The following is a 22288-nucleotide window of genomic DNA, read 5'->3' as shown; positions in this document are numbered from 1 at the left end:
GCCCTAAGAGGCCAGGGGGCGGCCGAAGGGGAGGGATTCCTGCCAGGTGGCCAGGAAACTCTCGGCTCGGTAGGCGGCGGCGAGGAAAAGGCCGTCGGGGTGGTCGGCGATCTCCTCGAGGGAAGCGGTGATCTTGGCCGCGGCGTCGGCGGCGATGGCCTCAGGGGCGGGGTCGCCCGTTGGCCACCAGGCGAACAGGGATCCGGCGGTGGAGATGAAGTCGGGAACCACGGTGGTGCCGGCCCGGCCCAGCACGGCCAAGGCCCGGGCGGTCACCGGTATCGGGCCGTAGGGGACCAGGGTGCCTACCTGGAGCTGTTCAGCCATGGTGTGGTCAACCGCACCCATCTTGGAGCCGGCGAACAGCACGTCGGCTTGGCCGTTCATTTCGACCATCGTGGCGCCCCGATCCTCAATGGCAGCTTTCAGGGCGTCGCAGATCGGTCCCGAGCCTTCGATGGCCACGGTGCGGCCGTCCAATCCGCCGCTGGCCTGATCGGCGGCGGCCACCACTCCAGAGACGGTGGCTTGATCGGCCACATCGCCCACCGCCGCCCGGGGGTCAGCCTCGGCTAACGACTCCAGCACAGCGCGAGGCACCCGAGTGCCCGGCTCGGGCAGAAAGCGGCCCGAGGCCACCATGGGGGCGATCTCGGCGGTGAACTTGGCCACCGCGTCGGCCCGGTCGTCGTCCACCGCATTGATCCCCGCCGAAGCCCCGCTGCGGCGCATCTCGAAGGTGGCGAAGGCGTAGGTCATCGACCGGGCCAGGTCGCTGGCCCCGCCGGGCAGGATTTTGCGGGCCGACCGGACGATGCCCACCGACTCGGGCGCGTCGGCCAGATCGAAGACGATGAAAGCGTCGACCGTTTCGAGTCTCTCAGTGGGCATTATTCGGACGACTCGCCCTCTTCGCCGTCCATACCGGCCACGATCTCCTTCACCCGCACCTCGGCGTCGTTGATCCGCCCCCGGCACACCCGGATCAGCTCGGCGGCCCGCTCCACCTTCACCGCCAGCACGTCGATGTCGATGTCCTCAGCCTCCAGCTCGCTGAGGATCTGTTGGAGCTCGCTCAGGGCGTCGGCGTAGCCGATCTCTTGTGTGCTCATCTTCTCGTTCTCCTCATTGCTTCTCAGACACGGTGCTGTGCAGTTCGCCCTCGGCCACGGTGGTTACCAGCTCATCACCGGCGGCCAGCGCCTCCGGGTCGCGCACAACTTTGCCGCTATGGCGGGTTATCGACCAACCACGGGCCAAGATTTTCCGAGGATCGAGCAAACGCACCCGGCTTTCCAGGTTGGCCAGCTCTTTGGCCGCGGCTCTCGGAGTCCGCAGAGCCTGGCCAGCCACTCCCGACTTCTTCTGCTCCAACGTTCGCCGGCCTTCGACAATGGCGGCGGCGGCCCGGTGGCGCATGGTCCCCGCACAGTCGTCCACTTTGCGGGTTTCGCTTCGGGTCCGGTTCTCGGCCAGCTCTCGGACCCGCCCGGCCCGGCCGTCCAACCGGCTGCCGGCGCGATGCAGATGGCCCTCGGCGGCTCGGGCGGTGGTCTGGCTCACCGTCATCAATCGCCGGTCGGCGTTATTCACAAGCCGCTGGGCCCACTCGGCAATTGCCTCCCAGGCCAGCTCGGTTGCCTCCAAATGGGCCCGGGCGGCACCCACGATGAACACGGCACAGGCTGTAGGCGTCTTCTGGGCCTCGTGGGCCACCTCGTCGATGATGGTTCGGTCGATCTCATGGCCCACCCCGGTCACCACCGGCACGGGAGCGTCGGCAACGGCTCGGGCCACCACCTCGCTGTCGAAGGCCACCAGATCGGTTCGGGCCCCGCCCCCTCTCACCACCGCGATCACATCCACCCCGGCTCGCCCCACTGCCCCGATGGCCGCGGCGATGAGCGGGGGAGCGTCCACCCCCTGAACCGGGGTGTCGGCCAGCACCACGTCCCAGGCCAAGCCACTGTTCTCCAGCTCATTGTGGAAGTCGTGGTGGGCGGCGCTCCCGTGGGAGGTGACCAGCCCAATGCGCAGCGGGGCGATTGGGAAGGGCACGGCCTGGTTCTTGGCCAACAGGCCCTCGTCGCGCAGCTTCTCCAATAGCCGCAGCCGCTCGGCCTCCAGCTCGCCCAGCGTGAAGTTGGGGTCGATGCCCGACATGTAGATCTGGAGCCGACCCTGGGGAGGCCAGAAGTCCAGCTTGCCCTGGATGCGGATCTTCATCCCGTCTTCCATGGCCATGCCGCCCTGGCGGCGCAGCGTCTCCTCCACCCGCTCGCGGTTGAACCGGAACAGCGCCACCGAAATTGACGCCTCGGGCTGCTTGCCGGACACGTTGTCGGGATCGGGCTCGACCAGGTTGAAATACATGTGCCCGCTACGGGCCCGGCTCAGGTTGCGGATTTCGCCCTCCACCCACAGCTCATCGTCGAAGGCGTCGCCCAACACCTGTTTGATGCGCTCGGCCAGCTCGGCCACGGTGAACGTGGCCGAGCCGCCGGCGACCCCCGCATCAGACGGGTCGAACAGGCTCACAGCGCGCTCCCTGCGGGAGACCGCTGCTCGTTGCGCACCAATGTGCGATATAGCTCGGCGTACAGCCCATCGGCGGCCAGCAGATCGTCATGGCGGCCCGACTCCACCAGCTCTCCCCGGTCGAGCACCAGGATCAAATCGGCATTGGTGACGGTGGACAGCCGATGGGCAATCACCACCGCGGTCCGCCCCTCCAGCGCGATGCCCAAAGCCTGTTGCACCAGCGCCTCGTTCTCGCTGTCTAGGTGGCTGGTGGCCTCGTCCAGCACCACGATGGCCGGGTCTTTGAGCAGCACCCGGGCGATGGCCAGCCGCTGCTTCTCGCCGCCCGACAAGCGGTAGCCCCGCTCGCCCACCACGGTGTTGTAGCCCTCGGGCAGCGAGGCGATGAGGTTGTGGATGTGGGCCGAGCGGCAGGCGGCCTCCATTTCCGCCACGGTGGCGTCGGGCCTCACATAGCGCAGGTTGTCGGCCACCGTCTCGTGGAACAGGTGGGGATCCTGGGGCACCACCCCCATGGACGCCCGCAGCGATTCCTGGGCCACATCCCGCACATCGGTGCCGTCGATCAGCACCGCGCCGTCGTCCACGTCGTACAGACGAGTCAACAGCGCGGCCAGGGTGGTCTTGCCCGCGCCCGACGGCCCCACCAGCGCCACCAGCTGCCCCGGCTCGATCACCGCCGACACGTGGTGCAGCACTGGCTGGCCGGTGGCCTCCGGGGCGGCGGTGTCGGTTTGCAGCGAGGCCAGCCGGTCGTCGCTGGGCGGATAGGTGAAGGTCACATCGGCCAGCTCGATGCGCCCCTTAGGCTGGTGCAGCGTCATCGCACCAGGCCGGTCGGAAATGGGATTGGGGGTGTCCAGCACCTCGAAAACCCGCTCGAACGACACCAGCGCGGTCATCACGTCAACCCGGGCATTGGTCAGGCTGGTGAGCGGGGTGTAGATCCGCACCACCATCAGCCCCATGGCGGCCAGGGTCCCCACGGTGATCGCCCCGGAGATCACCAGCTGGCCTCCCACCCAGTACAACATGGCGGCGCCCACCGCCCCCACCAGGCTCAGGGCGATGAAGAATGTGCGCCCGTACATGGCGCTGCGCACCCCGATGTCGCGCACTCGCCCGGCGGTGGCGCCAAAGCCGTCGCGCTCTTGGTTGTGGCGCCCGAATAGCTTCACCAATAGCGCCCCCGACACGTTGAGCTTCTCGGTCATCACCGTGTTCATGGAGGCGTTGTGCTCCATCGACTCTCGGGTGAGGGCCTGGAGCTTCCGGCCCACCCGCTTGGTGGGCAGGATGAACACCGGCAACAGGGCCAGGGCCATCAGCGTGAGCCGCCACTCCAGCAAGAACATGGCCACCAGCGTGGTGGCCAAAACGATGGTGTTGGACACCACCGACCCCAGCGTGCCGGTGAACGCTCGTTGGGCCCCGATCACGTCGTTGTTCATGCGGCTGATGAGAGATCCGGTTTGCACCCGGGTGAAGAACGCCATAGGCATCCGCTGCACGTGGTCGTATAGCTTCACCCGCAGGTCGTAGATCAGACCTTCGCCGATGCGAGCCGACCAGTAGCGCTCAATGAAGGCGAGGGCCGCTTCTCCGAAAGCGGCCAACACGATGATGGCGGCCAGCAGGTTCACCTGGCCCCGATCACTGTTGGCAATGGCCTCGTCGATGATCTGGCGGAACAAGAGCGGCGGCACCAGCGAAAGCAGCGCACCGAGCAGCAACACCACCACGAACCCGATGAGCATGGACCGATAGGGGCGCGCAAACCCCGCCACCCGGCGAATCGTCTGCCCGGCTATCTGCTTGCCCTTTACCCCGGTGGGATCGTGGCCGATGGCGCCGTGGGCGCCGCCCATCGCATGCACTGACTGCACGATACGCCGCAGGTGTGACAGTCGGCTGTTTCAAGGGGCAAGTTGGGTCGTAGGGTTGCAGCGTGAGGGTTCGGACTCGCAAAGCGGTGGCGATGGTGGTGGCGATTGCCATCGTGTTGGCCCTGCTGTTCTCGCTGCTGGTGGTGTTCAGCGAGACCGCGGCGGCCCATGCCGAGATGCGTCGGTCGGCCCCGAATCCCGGCAAAGTGGTGGGTGGAATGGTCGACCGAGTGGAGATGGAGTTCCGCGATCCCATACGTCCCCACCAGTCCAATGGAGTGGCGCTGCAATATCCCGACGGCACCCGCGTCCTGACGGCGATAGAGGTGAACGGCCACTTGGTGCGGGGCCGCTTCGACCCGCTTGTCGATCCTGGTCAGTACACCGTGATATGGGAGCTGCTGGATGATTCCGATGGGGATTGGGCCACTGAGGAATTCGAATTCACCTACGACCCGGCCGCCGCCCCACCCGAGTGGCTCCCCGCCTCGGCCGCCGAAGGCTCTGGCGGAAACGGTGGCATCAGCGGCAGCACCTTGGCGCTAATCGTGATCATCCCAGTGGCCGTGGTCCTAGCGGTCTGGCTCTTCTGGCCCCGCCGCGCTCGCGGCAAAGACCGACGCTGACTCAGCGGCGCTCGGCGAAGAAGTCTTTGAGCAAGGCGGCGGACTCCTCTCGCCCGATGCCGGCCACCACCTCAAAGTTGTGGTTGAGCCTAGGGTCGGCGCCCAGGTTGTAAAGGGTGCCGCACGCCCCAGCCTTGGGGTCTTCGGCGGCGAACACCACCCTGCCCACCCGAGCCATGATCGCTGCTCCCGCGCACATCGGGCACGGCTCCAGCGTGGTCGCCAGCACTGCCCCGTCGAGCCGGGACGAGCCCTGGGCGGCGGCTGCGTCCCGCAGGGCCAGGATCTCGGCGTGAGCGGTGGGGTCGTTGGTGCTCAACCGCTCGTTGTGGCGGGCGGCCAGCACTTCCCCGTCGATGGCCACCGCCGCGCCGATGGGCACCTCGCCGAGCTCAGCCGCCCGCCGGGCCTCGGCCATGGCCAGCTCCATGAGCGCGCCGTCATCGATCACAAGGTCAGGTTATGGGCTGGGAGGGCGCCGACACCGCTCACTATCCTGAAGGGCGGAAGGTTGCCAGAGCGGACGAATGGGGCGGCCTCGAAAGCCGTTGTGGCCTCCGGGTCACCATGGGTTCGAATCCCATACCTTCCGCCAATGTGATGTCGCGTGACCGCAGACAACTCTTTGTTGTCAGCGAGAAACGAATGCATCCAACTCCGCGTCGTAGACGAAGAGCGCCGGCTGAGCGTTGGACACCCACGGCTTGTCGGGTGCCAGGGACCCGCTGGGCGACCCCGTCATGGGGAAGGTTCCGAGATCGTATCCGGCCTGGAGAAAGCTCTCCGGGGTGAGCTCAGGCCCTGCGGCTGTCGCCAGAGCCACGAAGATGTCCCACGCCGCACAGACCTCCATCGCCGTCCCGGATTCGGCGTCTTCGCCCTCGGTGGACGTCCCCAAGCCCTGCCCGGTGGCCTCGTTGATTATCTCGAAGCACTCGGGAATGCCGTACAGGCCTTCAGCGATCAGTTCGTCCACTCCCGGCTCGCCGGTGGCGATCAGATTGGGAAACAGGCTCAGATCGGCCCCGAGAGCAATATTGGTAGCCACATCGTTGGCCGGAGTCACGATGTTCCAGTCGGTCAGCCCTGCCCGCTCAAGACCGTTCAAGGAACCGGCCACGGCGCCATCGACGTTGACGATCCAGTCGGGACCGAGCGTTCGCCACCGCTCGACGCTGATGTCGATCTCGGCTTCCGCCGCGATCAGGTCCTCTCCGCCGATCTGCTGTTGGGTGATCTCGAGGACCTCGGCGCCGAAGCCCCGAAGCAGATCTGCGGCCACCTCATGCCGCCCGTCGGTGGAGCCGCCGTAGATGATCACCTTGGCGCCGTCGAATTCGGGCCTCAACAGCTCCAACCCGGCGAGCAGTGAGCCGAACTGGGACGGGCGGGTGGTCATCAAGCGCCCCTGGCTGGCGTCAACATCCTCCAGCGCCAAGTCGGCGGTGTTGATCACGATGGTCTCGTAGATATCGACGTAGCAGAGAAGATTGCCCCAGCCACTGATGAGGAATCCGAGCACCAAGAACACTTCGTGGTCCTCGTTGAGAACCACGCACGCCGCTTCGTACGCCGTTTCGTCGAGGATGTCCCACTGCTCGGTAATGATCTCCACCTGACGCCCGTTGATCCCGCCGGCAGCGTTGGTGGCGTCGACGAGCGGCTGGTACCGGGCCAAAATGTCGCCCACCTCGGCAAAAACGGTCACGTCGGTGATGGCAACGCCGAGGGTGATCGTGTCGGCCGTCACCCCCCGAGCGGTGGCCGTCAGCTCGACGACAACTTCGTCATCTTCTCCGCCTTGTGCGGTGTCGTCCTCCTCAGAACCTCCGCCAGCAGAATCGCTGGCCTCCCCGGAGCCATCGCTCTGTGAGGTGTCGCTCTCCTCGGAGCCACCGTCGGTGGCGGCCGAATCGCCCGCGTCCTCTTCGTCGGCACTGTCGCGATCGGGGGCGGCGGTGGTGGGCTCAGATGCCGCAGTGGGCTCGCCTGCGCCAGCCGGCTCCGAAGAAGGCCCGTCCGAATCCCCCCCACACGCCGCAGCCAGCAAAACCACCACAACCACGAGGGCCAGCCAATTCCTTCGACGCATCACTTCCCCCTCACGGCCCGTCGGCCCAATCAGCGGAAATGCTAGCCGCCGGCGCGTAGAGATCGGCTCGCGATGAAGTACGTTCGAGGACCATGGCGAGCATGATCCGGCGGTTTTACATCCTTCCTGTGAATCCCGGGGTTCCCGACGCGACAGTGCAGGAGATGATCGGCGTGCTGGGCGCTGCTGATCGGTTCATTCCGGGGTTGTTGGACTCCTCGGCCGGCGTTGATTTCGACTCGCGCACGGTGCTGTGGGAGAACACTTTTGTCGACGAGGCGAGCTACTCCGGGCCCTACATGGTGCACCCGTACCACATCGGGGCCATCGACAACTACGTCATGCCCGACAGCCCCGAGTGCATCACCGACAACACCTACGCCACGCGCTACACGACGCCCGACGCCACCCAGAAGGTACGAGGCGGGATCCGCCGGGTGCTGCTGTTGAACGCGAGCACTGAGGCCGACGCGTCGGCGATCGAGGCCCTCGCCGCGCAGCCCCCGGAAATGGCGGCGTCGGTGTTCGGCGCCGACGACGTGGGGTGGGTGTCGGCCAAGGGACGGGCCTGGACCCACGTCTGGGAGCAGGCCTTCACCGACATGGCCCAGCTCAAGCGCTACCTCGACACGCCCGAAGGCACGGCCTGTTCGAGCATCGAGGGCTTTGCCAGCCTGGGCATCGACGTGGGCTCGCTGAAGATATTCACCTGCCCGTTCGAGTTGTCACCCGTTGAGCACCAGTCCCCTTCCGCCCCGCCACCGGACACCACTCCCGTGCTGTACACCATCACCGCCCACACCGCCGATGCCGACGCCTACGTCGATTTGCTCGAACGCTGCTATGACCCGTTCATGGCCGACAACGGCACCACCCTCCTGGAGCGCTGGCGCACCCTCGACCAGGGCTACCTCCAGGCCGAGGTCCACTCCACCTGGCAGATCGACTCCCTGGCCGCCTACAGCGACCTGCGGGCCAAGACCATTTCTGACCCCGCTTGGAGCGCATACGTCAAAGACGCCTTACCCTTGGTGAAAGGCGGATCCCGACGCTTCCACCGAGCCCTCTAGGCGCGAACGCCGGCCGGCTGATGTTCACCACACCTCCTGCCAAGATCTGGCTTGTCATTGTGAGGAGACAAGATGACTGAACAAGACCTTTCGGTTGCGGCTTGGCGGGCGTATTGCCAGTCGATGGCGGCTGCTGGGGAGATGGTGTTCGCACCTGGGGCGCCCGATGATCCCGAGGTGAGGGCGGAGGGGATTCGGGCGCTGAGCCGGTACATGGCCTTCGGATTGGAGCAGTGCCTGGAGCGAGCCGACCCGGCTAGGCCCGAGTTCGTGGACGTGCAGACCACCATCCGCAAGTTCATGGGCGACAATCCCGACCAGACCTACTTTTCGGCTGCCGTGCGGGGCGACCGGTCGTATCGGATCAACGCCACCATGGCCGGCGCGGTGGCGGTGGAGATCGGGGTGTACGCCGGCAACTTCGGCGGCGACGGCGGTCGCCGGCTGGTGGACGCGGTGGAGGACACCACGCTGCGGGTGGATTCCGACGGCGGCTACGAACTGCTGCTCACCCCCGATCCCGAACCCGACAACCCCAACCAGCTCTGCCTCGATCCCGACTCCAGCTCGGTGCTGATCCGCACCTACTTCACCGACTTGTCGGTTCGCCTGGCCCATCCCCGCCCCACCATCGAGGCTATTCCAGCGGCCAGAAGAACCCCCATGCTCACCCCCGATCAGCTAAAGCGGGGGTTGGATCTGGCTGCCCTGCACACCGCCGGATCGTTCGGCTGGTGGGTCAATCACAAGCTGGAGAAGCTGAGCGGTACGCCCATCAATACCTTCCCGCCCCTGGTGGACGAGGGCGACATGCACACTCCGCAGAATGTGCGCTACCTGTCCGGCGAGTGGCGCTTGGCGCCCGACGAGGCGCTGATGGTGGACTTCGACCCGTCGGGCGGGGCCGACTACTGGGCGTGGGTCCTGTTGAACCACTGGGGCGAGACGGTGGACTGGCGCACCCGCACCGCGGTCATCAACGGAGAGACTGCGGTGCGTCGCGACGACGGCACCGTGCGGTTGGTGGTGGCCCACGAAGACCCCGGCCTGCCCAACTGGCTGGACACCGCTGGCCACCCCGCAGGATCGCTAAGCCTCCGCTGGTTCCGCTCCTCCGCCCCACTTCCCACGGCGAAGACCCAAGTAGTCCCCTTCACCCAACTCCCGGACTCCTGAACCCGCTCTCCAGCGGTCAACGGCGGGACTCCCATGGCCTGGGCAAACGGCTCAGGCAGAAGTGATCCAGGAGATGCCCGTGGGCAGGGTCTCGGTCCAGTCCCAGCATTCGATGGTGCTGTCTATTCTGATGGTGCACGAGTGGAATCTGCTGGTGGAAACCGCAATGTACTGGTTTTCGAGCGGTGGGGCCGGTCGTCCGTCTATGCAGCCTCCGGGGACTACGTGGGTTGGGTAGCCTCGTCAGCATGGACGCGACCGACGATGAGCAAAGACGCGTACCGTGCCTATCGCTGAATCCGAGTTGACGGCGGCCCGAAGTGCTTGGGGGGTCGGTCTGGTCTCGATCGCTCAGGCCTATGAAGCCGACGGGATCGAGGGTGCCCGTGCAGTTGCCTCTCGCGTCCTAGATGAGGTTTACGGGTACGACATGGGGCCGGTGCTGTTCAAGCCGACCATGGCCAGCGGCGAGCAGACGTTCCGGCCTACCAAACGGGGAGCGCTGGCCTACTTTGTCGGCCAAGACCCGGAGTTTCCTCTCGACAGCGGGTTCGGGCTTAAGGGATGGCGAGACGTCAAGTCAGAAACAGCGGCAAGCTTCGCCGACGGCCATGTAGCCATGTGGATGGGGTGGGTAACGATGACCGACAAAGACGGTCTCATCACCAAGGTCGACAAGAGCTTCGGCTACAAGAGGGATGCCGACGGCGTGCTGCGCATCGTGCTCCATCACTCCTCTCTGCCGTACCAGCCCTGAGGCTGAGAACCCGCGATTCAGACGCTCTCTGGTTTGCCGGCCGGCTGGAAGACGAAGCCCTCGTAGCCGTTGGAGGCTATTTCGTCGCAGATTTCGCGGTAGATGTTGGTGCCGCCTAGGTAGAAGGTGACGCCTTTGGGTTTGCCCTCGATATTGGATCCGGTCCACCAGGAGTCGGTCTTGCCGATGATGCTGGCGTGGGCGATGTCGTGGACGCCCCGGGTCCATTCCGCTTCGGCCTCGGGGTCGGAGTCGATGCGGTCGAGACCGTTTTCGAGCATGTGGGCGAGGCAGTCGGCGATCCATTCCACGTGTTGTTCGATGGAGAAGATCACGTTGCTGTACACCGCGGGGCTGCCAGGGCCGGTGATCATGAACAGGTTGGGGAATCCCGATGCCACCAGGCCGAGATAGGCGCCGGCCCCGTCGGCCCATTTGTCGCGAAGGGCCAGGCCGCCGACTCCCTGGATGTCCATGGCCAATAGGGCGCCGGTCATGCCGTCGAATCCGGTGGCGTACACGATCAGGTCGAGGTCGTAGGAGCCTTCGGTGGTCCGCAGGCCCTGGGGGGTGATCTCGGTGATGGGGTCGGCCGCCGCGTCGACCAGGGTCACGTTGGGCCGGTTGTAGGTCTCGAAGTAGTCGATCTCCACGATCAGGCGCCGGGCGCCGAGGGGATGGTCGATGCCCACGAGTGTGTCGGCCACGTCGGGGTCGTCGACCTTCTCGCGGATCTTCTCCCGCACGAACTCAGACGCGATCTGGTTCGACTCGGGGTTGGTCATCACGTCCGAGAAGGCTCGCGCGAAGCCCGGCCCGCCGCGCGCCCACGAATCCTCAAAGGCCCTGTTGCGGGTGGCCTCGTCCACTTCGAGGGCCGATGACGCCTCGGTGGGACGCCGCCCCATGCCGGTTGAGCTCGACCGCTTGAGCTCCCACCTCTCGTGGTAGTTGTGCTTCAGCTCCTCAAGAGTGTCGTCGTCGAGCGGTCGGTTGCGGGCCGGTATGGCGAACTGCGCGGTGCGCTGGAAGACGAAGAGTTGGTCGGCCTGTTTCGCCAGCTGGGGTATCACCTGTGTGCCGGTAGACCCGGTGCCGATCACACCCACCCTCATGCCGGTTACGTCGAGACCGCCCTTTGGCCAGCGAGCGGTGTGGATCTGCTGGCCGGCAAACGTGTCGACCCCCTCGAAGTGCGGCGTGTTCACCTCCGATAGACACCCCGCGGCCGATATGAGGAACCGGGTCGAGACCGTCTCGCCGCTCGACGTGCTGATCAGCCAGCGGTTCTGCTCGTCGTCGTAGCGGGCTTGGTTTATCCGCGTGTTGAACTCGATGTCTCGGCGCAGGTCGAAGCGGTCGGCGACGTAGTTGAAGTAGCGCTCGAGCTCTGGCTGGGCGGGAAACCGCTCGGTCCACTCCCACTCCTGCTCAAGCTCCTCAGAGAACGTGTAGCAGTAGTCCCAGCTCTCCACGTCGCACCGGGCGCCGGGATAGCGGTTCCAATACCAGGTGCCGCCGACCCCGTCCCCCTTCTCGAAGACTTTGGCCAACAAACCGAGCCCGCGCACCCGGTGAAGGGCGTACAGCCCCGCGGCACCGGCGCCGATGATGACGACGTCGAAGTCCCGCTCGGTCAGTCGATCTTCGATGAGTCAAGCTTCTCAGATGACTGGCTCCCTGCGGAAGTAGTATCCGATCATGGGTGACGCACTTGGACCCGTGGATCCTTCAGTAGAGGTCTGGCGGGCGTACTGCCAGGCCATGGCCGATGCCGGGGAGTTCGTGCTGGCCGCGGGGACGCCGGATGATCCCGATGCGCGGGCTGAGGGAATCCGCGCTCTGAGCCGCTACGCGACCTTTGCGCTGGAGAATTTCGTGGAGCGGGCCGATCCGGAGCGACCAGACTTCGTGGAGTACCAGACCACCATCCGAAAATACATGGGAGACAACCCCGACCAGACCTATTTCTCCGCCGTTATCCGGGGCGACCGGTCGTACCGGATCAACGCCACGATGGCTGGGGCGGTGGCGATAGAGGTAGGGGTGTACGCCGGGGACTACCGGAGCGACGGCGGCCGCCGGCTGGTCGACGCGGTGGAGGACACCACGCTGCGGGTGGACCCCGACGGCACCTATGAGCTGCTGCTCACGCCCGACCCCCAACCCGACAATCCCAATCAGCTGCGCCTAGAGCCCGACGCCAGCTCCGTCATCCTTCGCACCTATTTCACCGATCGGGACGTGAGGTTGGCCCATCCCCGGCCCTCCATCGAGGCCATCCCGTCGGCAGGGCCTGCCCCCGCGCTCACTCTTGATCAGCTGCGCCGGGCACTGGAGCAGGCCGTGCTCTTTACCACCGGTTCGTTCGGCTGGTGGGTGCACCAGAGGAAGCCGCCGCCGATCGAAGAGCTCGTCAACACCATTCAACCGATGCCCGACGATGGCGACTTGCTCACCCCTGACAACGTGCGTTACCTCTTCGGCGACTGGGAACTCGGCCCCGACGAGGCGCTGGTTGTGGATTTCGACCCGTCGGGCGGGGCCGACTATTGGGGATGGGTGCTGCTCACCCACTGGGGTGAGACGGTGGACTGGCGAACCCGAACCGCGGTCATCAATGGCGACACCGCGGTACGCAGCGACGACGGCACCGTGCGGCTGGTGGTGGCCCACGAAGACCCCGGCCTGCCCAACTGGCTAGACACCGCCGGCCATCCCACCGGATCGCTGAGCCTCCGCTGGTTCCGCTCCACCGCCCCCCTCCCCCAAGCCGCAACCCGAGTAGTCCCCTTCGACCAGCTGTACGCTCTCCAATAGCCGGTCTGGACGGCCCTTGGGATGGGCGTCCCCAAATCCGCCGCAGGACTGGCGGGAGTAGTGTGGGGGTGTTGTCAGCCGGGAAGGGGAGAGCCATGAGCGACGACGCTTCTACCACCGAAGCCGACCAACCGATGTTGGAGGACACCGCAGCCGAGGAGCCCGAACAACCGATTGCCGACAGTGCTCATGCGGCTGCCGATGAGGGTGGTGACGATGGGGATGGCAATGGGATGTTGGGGCCGATCGAGATCCCTTCAGCGGGACGGATGCTGGTCGGCATCGGCGGGGCGGCCATGGTCTTGGCCACGCTGTTCAGCTGGATCGAGTCGGGCCCAGACAGCTTCCCCAACGTCAGCGGCATCGGCACTTCAACGTTCGGCGTAGGCCTCACCGTCTTTTTGGTGGGATTGGCGCTACTGGTGCGGGCCAAGTCGGCTGCTGCCACTCTGGGGATGTCGCTGGGCGCCTTTGCCATCAATTTGATCTTCATCTTGATAGTCGGGGCCGACGCACCATCGCTCGGCTTTGGCGCATGGCTCGGCTTGGCTGGCTGTTCGGTGGCCGTGCTGGGGTCCTTGGTATCCGCCTATGAGCAGGAAGAAGCGCCAACTCTGGATGTCCATCCCATGGCGGGAGCACTGGGTGCCGTGCTCGCAGTAGTGGCCTCATTCTGGCTTGATTGGACGAGAAGCAACTACGACATCGCCCCTTTCAGCGGCGTGGATACCGAGTTGAAATTCGGCATTCCTGTCCTCATTCTGGGCGGGATCGCTTTGGTGCTCCTTGTCGACCTTCTCACGGTTCCTCGCATGGTGATGGAAGGCAGGCGCCAGGTGCTTCTGATGATCTGCCAGACCGCAGGCATCGGCATCGTGGTGATTGCCGGCTCGAATGTCTTGGCCAAGATGGTGTTGGGGCACGATTACTTCGGCTCTGCCCCGATTGTGGCTCTGGTTGGAGGAATCATGCTGACACGCTCCATCCGCCAAGCGTCAAACCACTAGCAAACACCCACTGAGGGCCGGGTACACTGGCTGCTGCCCGCGCTTGTAGCTCAGTTGGATTAGAGCGTCTGACTACGGATCAGAAGGCCGGGGGTTCGAGTCCCTCCAAGCGCGCCACGCTTCTCAAGTGACGCTGATGGCCCTGGTTGGGCAGCGCACTTGTGCCTCTTGCACCGCGGCCTCGTGTTTGGCGGGCACTTTCTCGACAACGGCCCGGGCGTAGCCCGCGTCCTCAAGCACGAACACCTCGGGACAGAGCACGGTGCACACGCCGTGGCCGCCGCACAGGTCGTCGTCCACCGAGACCTTCATCGCTAGTCGGTGTCAATCGGGGTGAATTCGAGGCCGAGGAAGGCCAGTCCCCGCAGGATGTGGGTGGGCACGTAGATGAAGCGCCGCTCGCCGGTTGGGCCGTGGACATCCTCTGAGACTCGGATATCGGCCATGCGGTCGAGGATGCGGTTGAGGCTCACCCGGGCCTCGGCCCGGGCCAGGGGAGCACCGGGGCAGGTGTGGATGCCCCGGCCGAAGGCCAGGTGCGAGCGGGCGTTGTCCCGCTCTATGTCGAGGGTGTGTGGGTTGGGGAACTGGGCGGGGTCGCGGTTGGCCGCCCCGTTGAGCAGCATGACTGTGGTGCCGGCGGCCAGATCGACCCCGCCGACGGTTACCGGCCGTTGCGTGAGACGGAAGTCTCCTTTGATCGGGCTCTCGATGCGCAGTGCCTCTTCCACAAAGTTTCCGATCAGCGAACGGTCGTTGCGGAGTCGGTCTTGAAGCTCGGGATCCTCGGCCAAAAAGAACAGCATGGTGCTGAGCAGACGCACGGTGGTCTCGGTGCCGGCCGCGAACAGGTTGGCGGCGATTCGCACCGCGTCGATCACCTCGGGGGTAGAGCCGTCGGGGAAGGTGGCGCTGGCCAGCCCAGTGAGCACGTCGTCGCGGGGGTTGGCCCGGCGGTCCTCGATGTAGTTGCTGAACTGGCTGTAGAGGAATTCAAGGGGGTTGTGGGTCATGGCATGCTCGTCGGTCGAGCCGATGCCGTGGTTGTCGGGGCGGTGCAAGAGCTGCTGGGTGAAGTTGTCCCGGTCATCGTCGGGCACCCCGAGCAGGTCGGCCACCACCAACAGGGCGAATGGCTGGGCAAAGTCGCGAATGAACTCGCACTTGCCTAGCTCCGTGAAGGTGTCGAGTTGGCGGTCGGCCAGTCGCCACATGAACGCCTCGTTCTCGCTCAGGCGTTTAGGCGTGATGAGCCGCATGAGCAGCGACCGGTGGGCGGTGTGGGCCGGCGGGTCCATGGTGGGGAGCTGATCGGACATGGGCAGCTTGTCGCGGTGCTCGGCGATGAGGCCGGTGATGTCGTCGCCCTCTAGCGGCACCGGAAACCCGGGGAATGGTCCCGATACCGTGTTGCAAGCCGAGAAACCGTCGTTGTCGTTGTAGATCTCGATGGCCTCGTCATAGCCGGTGATCATCATCACGTCGTGATGGGGCTCGGGATGCACCGGGCACTGGGACCGCAGGTGGTCGAAGTACTCATAGGGGTCGGCCACCAGTTCGGCGTCAGTGAAGAAATTGCGGCTGTCCAGGTCAGTCATGGAGTTCGTCCTTCCCGGAATCGATGTTCGCACGTTGGGCGGCCGCGCCGCTGCGGGCGATGGCCCGCTCGTCGGTGCCCAGGTAGCTGGCAATCACCAGCGGGTCGTTGCGCACCTCGTCGGGGGTGCCCTCGGCGATGATGGCCCCGGCTTCCAGGCAGTACACCCGATCGCTGATGCCCATGATGAACGGCATGTCGTGCTCGATCACCAAGAGCGACGCGCCCAACTCCTCGCGGATGCGCAGCACCAGCGGGGCGAAGGCCTCGGTCTCCCTTTGGGCCACCCCGGCGGTGGGCTCGTCGAGGCAAAGCACCCGGGCCTCCAGCGCGATGAGGCACGACAGCTCCACGATGCGTCGGGTGCCGGTGGACAGCTCGCTGATGAACGAACTGGCGTAGCGGCCCAGCCCGAAGAAGCTGATGAGCTCGTCGCCCTCGGCCTGCCGGGTGCGCTCCCGGCGCCGGGCGCTGGGCAGGCCCAAGAGCGTGGGGATGACCTGCGAGCGGCCCCGAGCCTCCAGGGCCACTTGGATGGTCTCCCGTACGGAGAGGTCGGGGAACAGTTCGGCCTGCTGGAAGGTACGGCCCAGTCCCAGTCCGGCCCGGCGGCTGGGGGAGAAGCGGGTCACGTTAGTGCCGAATATCTCCACTTGGCCGACTGACGGCACGAACCCGCCCACCGCGTTCATCAGGGTGGTCTTGCCCGCGCCGTTGGTGCCGATGAGTCCGACCACCTCGCCGGGCTGCACGTTGATATCGACATTTTCCACCGCGTGAACTCCGCCGAATTGCACCGACACCCCGGTTGTGGCCAGGGCGGGCACCCCGGCTGGGGTCTTTCGATCGGCCACCGCGGCCGACACGGCTCGAGCGGGGATGGGGGCGGGTTCCCGCTCCACCGCGGTATCGGGGATCCGTTTGGCCGCGGCGGCAAAAATGGCGTCGCGCAGCGAATAGGCCACCTGGATCAGCCCGCCGGGCAGGTACATGAGCAGGATCAGGACGCCGGCGCCCGAAGTGAGCAAGCGCACCTGTTCGGACTCCGCGAAGAACGAGGGGATGCCCACCACCCACAGCGCGCCCAGGATCACTCCCCAAATCGACGACAGGCCGCCGATGACGGCGATGGCCACCACCCGCAGCGATTCGTCGGGGGAGAACGCGGTGGGCCCGAACTGCACCCGCAGCCCGGCGATGAGCCCGCCGGCCAGCCCGGCCAGTGCCCCGGAGATGGCGAACGCCACCAGCTTCATCCGGGTGGGTGACACGGTGAACGCCGCCGCGCTCTGCTCGTTGTCGCGCACCGCGATGAGCGACCGGCCCACGCCGCTGCGGCGGATGCGGCTCACCAAGATGGCGCATAGACACAGCGCCCCCAGACACACGTAGTAGTAGGTGCGCTGTGATTTGAGGTCGAAGGTGTCGCCCCACCGGGCCCGGGGCAGGCGCACCACCAAGTCGCCTCCGGTGAGCACGTCCCGCTCCAACAGCCAGTTTTGAGCCATGACGGCAAAGGCCAGCGTTATGACGGCCAGAAACAGACCGCGGACGCGCAACGCGGGCAATCCCACCACCACCGCGGTTACTAGGCAGGCGAAAGCGGCCAAGAACACCGCCCCCTCAAACGGGATCACCGGCAGTTCGAACTCGCGGTCGCCGATGGAGAAGTTCACGCCCCGCACCATGGCGGTGGTGAGCATGGCCCCGAGTCCGGCGAAGGCGAACTGGCCCAGCGAGAGCTGACCGGCCCAACCGGTGAGCAGGGTGAGCGACATGCCCACGATGGCCAACAACAACATGAGGGAGTAGAGGAAGTGGCGCGATGGACGGGTCACGATCAGCGGGAGCACGATGGCCACCGCCAGCGCAACGGTGACGGTGATCTGGGGCAGATAGCGCACCCACCAGAGCTGCTGGAGTTGGCGGGGCACCGGTCGCACCCGAGGAGCGAACGACATCGACTGGGCGCCTTCGCCGCCTCGCTGTCGCCGGTAGTACGACAGCACCGAGATCAGCATGGCCGCAAACAGCCCCGCGTCGATCAGTCCCGGCTCTTCGAAGTAGTTGAACAGCAACGTAGCCTCGACCCCGCCGATCACTGTGCCGGCCAACAGTGCCATGGGCAGCGAGTGCATTCGGGCGATCAGCGCCGCGGCAAGGGCCCGCAGCAACAGCCCCGGCCCCAGTGTGGCTGCCTCGATCACGGTGCCCTGGCCTTTGAGCGGGGCGACCAGCACCGCGGTGATGGCCGACAGCAGCCCGGCAATGGTCCACACCGCGGTGGACATGGCCTTGGTGCTGATGGCCGACAGCCGGGCGGCGTCGGGGTTCTCGGCCGAGGCCCGTATGGCCGTGCCGTACTTGGTGCGCTCCAAGAACAAGGCCAGCACGGCCACGAGCACCGGCACCACGATCAGCACCAGGAGCTGCGCGCTGCGAATCCTGATGTCGAACAACTCCCAGCGGCCGTCGAACGGGGTGGGAAAGCTGGCGATGGCGGTGTAGTTGGGCAGCCAGAACCCGGCCAGGAACACCACTTGAGCGGCGCCCATGGTGGCCACGAACAAGATCACCTTGGGGGCATTGGCCAGGCGGCGCACCACGGTGAGCTCGATGATCCCGCCGAATGCGGCCCCCGCGGCCAGCCCGGCGATGAGCGCTATGGGGTAGGGCACGCCGTACTTGGCCACCAACAACCCCAGCAGCGCCCCGCCGAACGCGCCCACTTCGGCGTGGGCAATGTTGATCACCCGCGAGATTCGAAAGATCAGCACCAGGCCAACGGCCATCACCCCATAGGTGATGCCGGTGACCAGCCCGTTGAACACGATCTGGCGGTTGAAAGTGAAGGCCAGCACCGCGTCGACGGTGCCGAGCACAGTGTGGATGGTTGCCAGCACGCTCAGCCGCCCGATCCCGACTGTCCCAAGAAGACCGCTCGGGCTAGGTCGTCGCGCTCGGCCAGTTCTTGGGCCGGCCCCTCAAATCTGATCTGGCCCTTCTCCAAGAAGATGGCCCGATCGGCCACCGCCAGGGCCACGTTCAGCGACTGCTCCACGATGATCATGGTCTGCCCGTCTTCTCGGAGCCGCTCCACCACTTCCAACAGCGACTGCACGGTGACCGGGGCCAAGCCGAGCGACAGCTCGTCGATCATCAAGATCTCCGGGTCGTGCATGAGCGCCATGGCCAGCGACAGCATCTGCTGCTGCCCGCCGGAGAAATCGCCGGCCACGGCAGACCGGCGCTCGGCCACAACCGGGAACAGGTCGTAGGCCCGCTCCAAGCGCGGTTCGAGCTCGGCGTGGCCGTAGCGGAACCCGGCCATGCGCAGGTTCTCCTCCACCGACAAGCCGGGGAAAATGGCCTTGCCCCCGGCCAACTGCACGATCCCGATCTTGGCCCGCATCCCCGGGTCGGCGTAGGTGATGGTGCGACCGTGGAGCCGGACCACGCCTCGCTGGGGCACCCCCAGTCCGCTCACCACTCTCAGCACTGTCGACTTGCCCGCCCCGTTGGTACCCAGCAGGGCCAGCGACTCCCCCTGGCGCACTTCGAAGCCGATGTCGAACAGCACCTGCACCTTGCCGTAGGAAAAGTCCAGATTGCGCACTTGGAGCACGGGAATGTCGGCCGCTTCGGCCGCCTTCAGGCGCTCGGCCTCGTCTTGCTCTTCCTGCAATTCCTCGATGACCAATGCGATGTCGCCCTCGATGAACCGGGAGCCATAAGCCATGAGCGATCCCCCCACCAGGGTGGCGGGCAAGATCACAACGGTGAGCGCGGTCTGCTCGCCGTGGACGTCGCTCAGCATGCCGGTGATCACCGCGCCCAGAAACGCCCCGAACAAGAACATGTAGATGCCCACCAGCGCGGTGCCCCGTGACCTGAGCCGGTAGGGGATGACCGAGGCGATCACACCGGGCAAGATGGCGAAGGCGGCCCGGGCAAAGGCATTGGAGACGCCCAGGAATATCCCGAGCAACAAGACGGTGGGCATCCATATCCCCACCACCTGGATAGCGCCGAAGGTGACGACGAGAACGCCGATGAAGACCATGGCCCGGGAGGGGTGCTCCTTGAACAGGGCGTCAGCCCGCTTGCCCGACACCGCGGCGCCCACGAAACCGGGCAGCACGGTCAGCGACCCGAATATGCCCCGCTCGAACGCGCTCAGCTCGAAGTGGTCCTCCAGATGGAGGTTGATGAAGATGATGGTGGTGAATATGGCGAAGCCGATGGCCGCCATGCCGGTGAGGTAGTAGTAGAACGACTTGATCTTCTTGAGCCGTTCGAATGCCACCGACAGCGAGATGGGCAGTTCGTCTTCGGACTCCTCCAGTTCCGCTCCGAGCACGGCCTGCATCTCGTGGCTGCCCCGTCGGGGCTCGCGCACAAAGAAGGCGCTGATGGCCAAGGGAATGCCCATGATTCCCATGGTGAGGAACACCCATCGCCAGCCCTCGTCGCCAGTGGCGATCAACACGACCAGGCCAGCCACCAGCGGGCCCAGAGCTTGGCCAGCCATTTGGAACCAGCCGTTAAGAGCGAAGACTTTGGCCCGGGCCCCAATCGGGTAGCCGTCCATCAGCATGGGCCCGGCTACCGGAATGTAGTACGACTGCCCCAGCCCGGCGCCCATCCGGGCGATGAACAGCAAGAACGCATTGGAGATGGCGCTGGTCACCATCACCACCACCGACCACAGCGACATCGCTGCGCCCACCACCAGCTTGCGGGGCATTCGGTCGGCCAACGAGCTCAGGGGAATGGAGCCCAGCAGGAACAAAATGCCGAAGGCGCCCCCGATGGCGCCGATAGTCCCGTCGGACACGCCGAGCGATTTCTGGATGTCGGGGGCGATCACCGCGAACGCCGACGTCTCCAGCGTCTCCACGAAACCGAGCAGGCCAATGAACCCGATCAGCCCCTTTCCTCCCCGGCGCAGGCCTTGGCGCAAGGTGAGCTGTTCAGCGTCGAAGCTGCCCTCTGGGCTGCGCTGAGCGGCCTCCGCGGCGGCGATCTCTTGTTGGCGGCGCTCCTCTTCGTCGAAGACCCTGGCGACCAGGTCCGCCGGGGTCTCCGACCGTGGGGATTCGGTCATCCCTTCAGATGGCTCCAGGCACCGTCAGTCCGATGAAGCTCGGCTACTGGTCGAGCATCATCCGGGCGCCGTCGATCTCGACCCAGCAAGCGCAGTCGCCGCTGTACTCCTTGAGCGTTACCCCGTCGGGAGCGTCGTGCTTGGTGGCGCTCCAAGAGCCGGTGACGTCGCCGAGCCTGTAGTCGGTGAGCGTCTCGAAGCCCTGGATGAGTGTGGTCTGGTTCACAGTGCCGTAAGTGTCCTGAGACCAGTTGGCCGCCGCTTCCAGGTTCTTAATGAACAGGCAGGTGCTGCCCACGGCGCTCCAGGCGTCCTTGTTCTCGACGATGTCGTAGGAAATGCCGGTTTCCTCGGTGAACACAGCATTGCATTCGATGGTGTGCTCGTCGGGGCTCAGCCGGTCGAGGCCGTAGGTCAAGCCGTACAAGCCGTAGAAGAGGGTGGGATCGGGACCTCGGCCATACACCGCCTGGGCTACTGAGTCGAACACCAGGTTCTCAATATCGCTGACCAGCCACTGAAGGTCCAGGCCCGACTGAGCGGCCAAGAACACCGCGATCCCGAACGGCGAGGGGGGTACCAGGGAGAACACGGTGTCCACTCCGGCCGCCTGCATGCGCTCCAATCCGATGTCCACCTGAGAGCAAGAAGTGCCTTGGCAGGGCAGGGCCACTTGGTCGGCGAGTTCGTAGCCGGCATCGGCCAGGGCGGCCTCCAGCACACCAGCGGCCACCTCGTGCTCGCCGATGTCGCCCCGCATGAGGCCCAGCGTGCGTCCTTCAAGCAAGCCTTGGGCTTCGACCATGGTGGGCCACGCGCCCATCAGACGTTCGGTAGTCATGGCCTGGGAGAACAGCCGCCCGTTGGATCGGTTGTAGATCTCCTGGGGCAAGATGCCCGACAGCATGTAGGCGATCCGCTCATGGCCCTCGGTGGCGCACAGCACGGTCTCGGCGGTTACGCCGCCCACGAAGTGGACGATGGCCACCTGGTCGTCCTCGGTGGCGGCGATGCAGGCGGCTTGCTGGTCGGTGGCCGACGCCCCCGGCGGGTACTGGTGGAACACGATCTCGATGTTGCGCCCTCCTGCGCCTCCTCGGTCGTTGACCTGGTCGGCAAAGACCACGTAGTTGCGAGGGATATCACCGGTATCGGGGAGGATGCCCGCCTCTTCGAGCGACTTGCTGTCGCTGCGCAAGATGCCGACCTTGATGGTGTCGTCGGTGATGCCCACTGTGGATCCCTCGGGGACCGGTATCGGCGTGGGTTCGGCCGTCGGTTCGGGCTCGGGCTCGGGAGCCGGTTCGGGCTCGTCGGCGGGTTCGGGTTCGTCCGCTGGCTCATCGGCCGGCTCTGGTTCGTCGGCCGGCTCATCCGCGGGCTCGTCGGCCGGTTCGGGCTCGGGAGCTGGCTCGGACTCGTCGGCCGGTTCGGGGGCGGCGGTGGCCTCCGGTTCCGCAACCTGGGGCTCGTCGGCATCCTCTGAGGTGCTACAAGATGTCGCGAACAGGGCAAACAGCGCAATTAACGCGAAAATGACAGTACGCCACTTGATGTGACTCATCGGATTCCCCCTCCGGGCTCGCCGGTAGACGACTCTCGCGGCGAC

At 65.8% G+C, this 22288-nt stretch carries 18 protein-coding genes and 2 tRNA genes; 8 read left to right on the top strand and 12 right to left on the bottom strand.

Annotation, left to right across the window (positions count from 1 at the left end):
* Window positions 1-3 precede the first annotated feature (3 nt).
* The 4 genes from ACOGJC_RS09255 to ACOGJC_RS09240 are packed head-to-tail and all read right to left on the bottom strand — an operon-like array spanning window position 4 to window position 4409.
* Window positions 4-891 carry a hypothetical protein gene (locus ACOGJC_RS09255; RefSeq protein WP_419844714.1) on the bottom strand — a complete coding sequence of 296 codons (888 nt, stop codon included), beginning with the start codon at window positions 889-891 and terminating at the stop codon, window positions 4-6.
* Complete coding sequence (gene xseB / locus ACOGJC_RS09250; protein WP_419844713.1) at window positions 891-1112, bottom strand: exodeoxyribonuclease VII small subunit; 222 nt, start codon at window positions 1110-1112, stop codon at window positions 891-893. Before xseB ends, ACOGJC_RS09255 begins: the two co-directional genes overlap by 1 nt.
* Before the next feature lie 13 nt (window positions 1113-1125).
* Window positions 1126-2538 (bottom strand): exodeoxyribonuclease VII large subunit, encoded by a 1413-nt coding sequence (gene xseA / locus ACOGJC_RS09245; protein ID WP_419844712.1) that lies wholly within the window; start codon window positions 2536-2538, stop codon window positions 1126-1128.
* On the bottom strand, window positions 2535-4409 hold the full coding sequence (locus ACOGJC_RS09240; RefSeq protein ID WP_419848218.1) for an ABC transporter ATP-binding protein: 1875 nt from the start codon (window positions 4407-4409) through the stop codon (window positions 2535-2537). The genes xseA and ACOGJC_RS09240 overlap by 4 nt, the downstream gene beginning before the upstream one ends.
* Window positions 4410-4489: 80 nt before the next feature.
* Here ACOGJC_RS09240 and ACOGJC_RS09235 point away from each other — a divergent pair, with 80 nt between their 5' ends.
* Complete coding sequence (locus tag ACOGJC_RS09235; protein WP_419844711.1) at window positions 4490-5053, top strand: copper resistance CopC family protein; 564 nt, start codon at window positions 4490-4492, stop codon at window positions 5051-5053.
* Window position 5054: 1 nt separating this feature from the next.
* Here ACOGJC_RS09235 and ACOGJC_RS09230 read toward each other — a convergent pair whose 3' ends face one another.
* Window positions 5055-5504 (bottom strand): nucleoside deaminase, encoded by a 450-nt coding sequence (locus ACOGJC_RS09230; protein ID WP_419844710.1) that lies wholly within the window; start codon window positions 5502-5504, stop codon window positions 5055-5057.
* A 54-nt stretch (window positions 5505-5558) separates the two neighbouring features.
* Here ACOGJC_RS09230 and ACOGJC_RS09225 point away from each other — a divergent pair.
* Window positions 5559-5648: transfer RNA gene (locus ACOGJC_RS09225), tRNA-Ser, on the top strand.
* Between the two features lie 36 nt (window positions 5649-5684).
* Here the strand turns inward: ACOGJC_RS09225 and ACOGJC_RS09220 are convergent.
* The gene (locus tag ACOGJC_RS09220) at window positions 5685-7145 is read right to left on the bottom strand and encodes an ABC transporter substrate-binding protein (RefSeq protein WP_419844709.1); all 1461 of its coding nucleotides are present in this window, start codon (window positions 7143-7145) and stop codon (window positions 5685-5687) included.
* A 92-nt stretch (window positions 7146-7237) separates the two neighbouring features.
* Between ACOGJC_RS09220 and ACOGJC_RS09215 the strand changes: the two genes are divergently transcribed.
* The 3 genes from ACOGJC_RS09215 (at window position 7238) to ACOGJC_RS09205 (ending at window position 10148) form a co-directional block, all read left to right on the top strand.
* Window positions 7238-8215: an NIPSNAP family protein gene (locus tag ACOGJC_RS09215; RefSeq protein WP_419844708.1), complete on the top strand. Its 978-nt coding sequence runs from the start codon at window positions 7238-7240 to the stop codon at window positions 8213-8215.
* 72 nt (window positions 8216-8287) lie between these two features.
* On the top strand, window positions 8288-9391 hold the full coding sequence (locus ACOGJC_RS09210; RefSeq protein WP_419844707.1) for a hypothetical protein: 1104 nt from the start codon (window positions 8288-8290) through the stop codon (window positions 9389-9391).
* A 283-nt stretch (window positions 9392-9674) separates the two neighbouring features.
* Complete coding sequence (locus ACOGJC_RS09205) at window positions 9675-10148, top strand: phosphoribosyl-AMP cyclohydrolase (protein WP_419844706.1); 474 nt, start codon at window positions 9675-9677, stop codon at window positions 10146-10148.
* Between the two features lie 17 nt (window positions 10149-10165).
* On the opposite strand, the gene ACOGJC_RS09200 is transcribed toward ACOGJC_RS09205, so the two are convergent.
* A complete protein-coding gene (locus tag ACOGJC_RS09200; RefSeq protein WP_419848217.1) occupies window positions 10166-11761 on the bottom strand; it encodes a flavin-containing monooxygenase in 1596 nt (531 codons plus the stop codon).
* 88 nt (window positions 11762-11849) lie between these two features.
* Between ACOGJC_RS09200 and ACOGJC_RS09195 the strand changes: the two genes are divergently transcribed.
* The 3 genes from ACOGJC_RS09195 to ACOGJC_RS09185 all read left to right on the top strand — a co-directional run bounded on the left by ACOGJC_RS09195 (window position 11850) and on the right by ACOGJC_RS09185 (window position 14092).
* On the top strand, window positions 11850-12968 hold the full coding sequence (locus ACOGJC_RS09195) for a hypothetical protein (RefSeq protein WP_419844705.1): 1119 nt from the start codon (window positions 11850-11852) through the stop codon (window positions 12966-12968).
* A 95-nt stretch (window positions 12969-13063) separates the two neighbouring features.
* On the top strand, window positions 13064-13975 hold the full coding sequence (locus ACOGJC_RS09190; RefSeq protein WP_419844704.1) for a hypothetical protein: 912 nt from the start codon (window positions 13064-13066) through the stop codon (window positions 13973-13975).
* A gap of 39 nt (window positions 13976-14014) precedes the next feature.
* Window positions 14015-14092, top strand: a tRNA-Arg gene (locus tag ACOGJC_RS09185).
* Between the two features lie 6 nt (window positions 14093-14098).
* Here the strand turns inward: ACOGJC_RS09185 and ACOGJC_RS09180 are convergent.
* The 5 genes from ACOGJC_RS09180 to ACOGJC_RS09160 are packed head-to-tail and all read right to left on the bottom strand — an operon-like array spanning window position 14099 to window position 22243.
* Window positions 14099-14287 (bottom strand): ferredoxin, encoded by a 189-nt coding sequence (locus tag ACOGJC_RS09180; RefSeq protein ID WP_419844703.1) that lies wholly within the window; start codon window positions 14285-14287, stop codon window positions 14099-14101.
* Between the two features lie 2 nt (window positions 14288-14289).
* Window positions 14290-15573 carry a cytochrome P450 gene (locus tag ACOGJC_RS09175; protein ID WP_419844702.1) on the bottom strand — a complete coding sequence of 428 codons (1284 nt, stop codon included), beginning with the start codon at window positions 15571-15573 and terminating at the stop codon, window positions 14290-14292.
* Window positions 15566-18475 (bottom strand): ABC transporter permease subunit, encoded by a 2910-nt coding sequence (locus ACOGJC_RS09170; protein WP_419844701.1) that lies wholly within the window; start codon window positions 18473-18475, stop codon window positions 15566-15568. Before ACOGJC_RS09170 ends, ACOGJC_RS09175 begins: the two co-directional genes overlap by 8 nt.
* Window positions 18476-18477: 2 nt before the next feature.
* Window positions 18478-20679: an ATP-binding protein gene (locus ACOGJC_RS09165; RefSeq protein ID WP_419844700.1), complete on the bottom strand. Its 2202-nt coding sequence runs from the start codon at window positions 20677-20679 to the stop codon at window positions 18478-18480.
* Between the two features lie 43 nt (window positions 20680-20722).
* A complete protein-coding gene (locus ACOGJC_RS09160; protein ID WP_419844699.1) occupies window positions 20723-22243 on the bottom strand; it encodes an ABC transporter substrate-binding protein in 1521 nt (506 codons plus the stop codon).
* Between the last annotated feature and the right edge of the window lie 45 nt (window positions 22244-22288).

Origin of the sequence: Candidatus Poriferisocius sp. (assembly GCF_965204015.1) — a bacterium.
In the GTDB taxonomy this organism is placed as follows: Bacteria; Actinomycetota; Acidimicrobiia; order Acidimicrobiales; family Bin134; genus Poriferisocius.
The sequence above is the reverse complement of the archived record's forward strand: the minus strand, read 5'-3'. Positions and strand labels throughout refer to the sequence as shown.

Bases quoted from the DNA above. Each gene is read 5' to 3' on its own strand.
- ACOGJC_RS09195 (WP_419844705.1), top strand. From the start codon at position 11,850: ATGGGTGACGCACTTGGACCCGTGGATCCTTCAGTAGAGGTCTGGCGG.
- ACOGJC_RS09210 (WP_419844707.1), top strand. From the start codon at position 8,288: ATGACTGAACAAGACCTTTCGGTTGCGGCTTGGCGGGCGTATTGCCAG.
- ACOGJC_RS09175 (WP_419844702.1), bottom strand. From the start codon at position 15,573: ATGACTGACCTGGACAGCCGCAATTTCTTCACTGACGCCGAACTGGTG.
- ACOGJC_RS09180 (WP_419844703.1), bottom strand. From the start codon at position 14,287: ATGAAGGTCTCGGTGGACGACGACCTGTGCGGCGGCCACGGCGTGTGC.
- ACOGJC_RS09220 (WP_419844709.1), bottom strand. From the start codon at position 7,145: ATGCGTCGAAGGAATTGGCTGGCCCTCGTGGTTGTGGTGGTTTTGCTG.
- ACOGJC_RS09165 (WP_419844700.1), bottom strand. From the start codon at position 20,679: ATGACCGAATCCCCACGGTCGGAGACCCCGGCGGACCTGGTCGCCAGG.
- ACOGJC_RS09255 (WP_419844714.1), bottom strand. From the start codon at position 891: ATGCCCACTGAGAGACTCGAAACGGTCGACGCTTTCATCGTCTTCGAT.
- ACOGJC_RS09190 (WP_419844704.1), top strand. From the start codon at position 13,064: ATGAGCGACGACGCTTCTACCACCGAAGCCGACCAACCGATGTTGGAG.
- xseB (WP_419844713.1), bottom strand. From the start codon at position 1,112: ATGAGCACACAAGAGATCGGCTACGCCGACGCCCTGAGCGAGCTCCAA.
- ACOGJC_RS09240 (WP_419848218.1), bottom strand. From the start codon at position 4,409: ATGGGCGGCGCCCACGGCGCCATCGGCCACGATCCCACCGGGGTAAAG.
- ACOGJC_RS09215 (WP_419844708.1), top strand. From the start codon at position 7,238: ATGGCGAGCATGATCCGGCGGTTTTACATCCTTCCTGTGAATCCCGGG.
- ACOGJC_RS09160 (WP_419844699.1), bottom strand. From the start codon at position 22,243: ATGAGTCACATCAAGTGGCGTACTGTCATTTTCGCGTTAATTGCGCTG.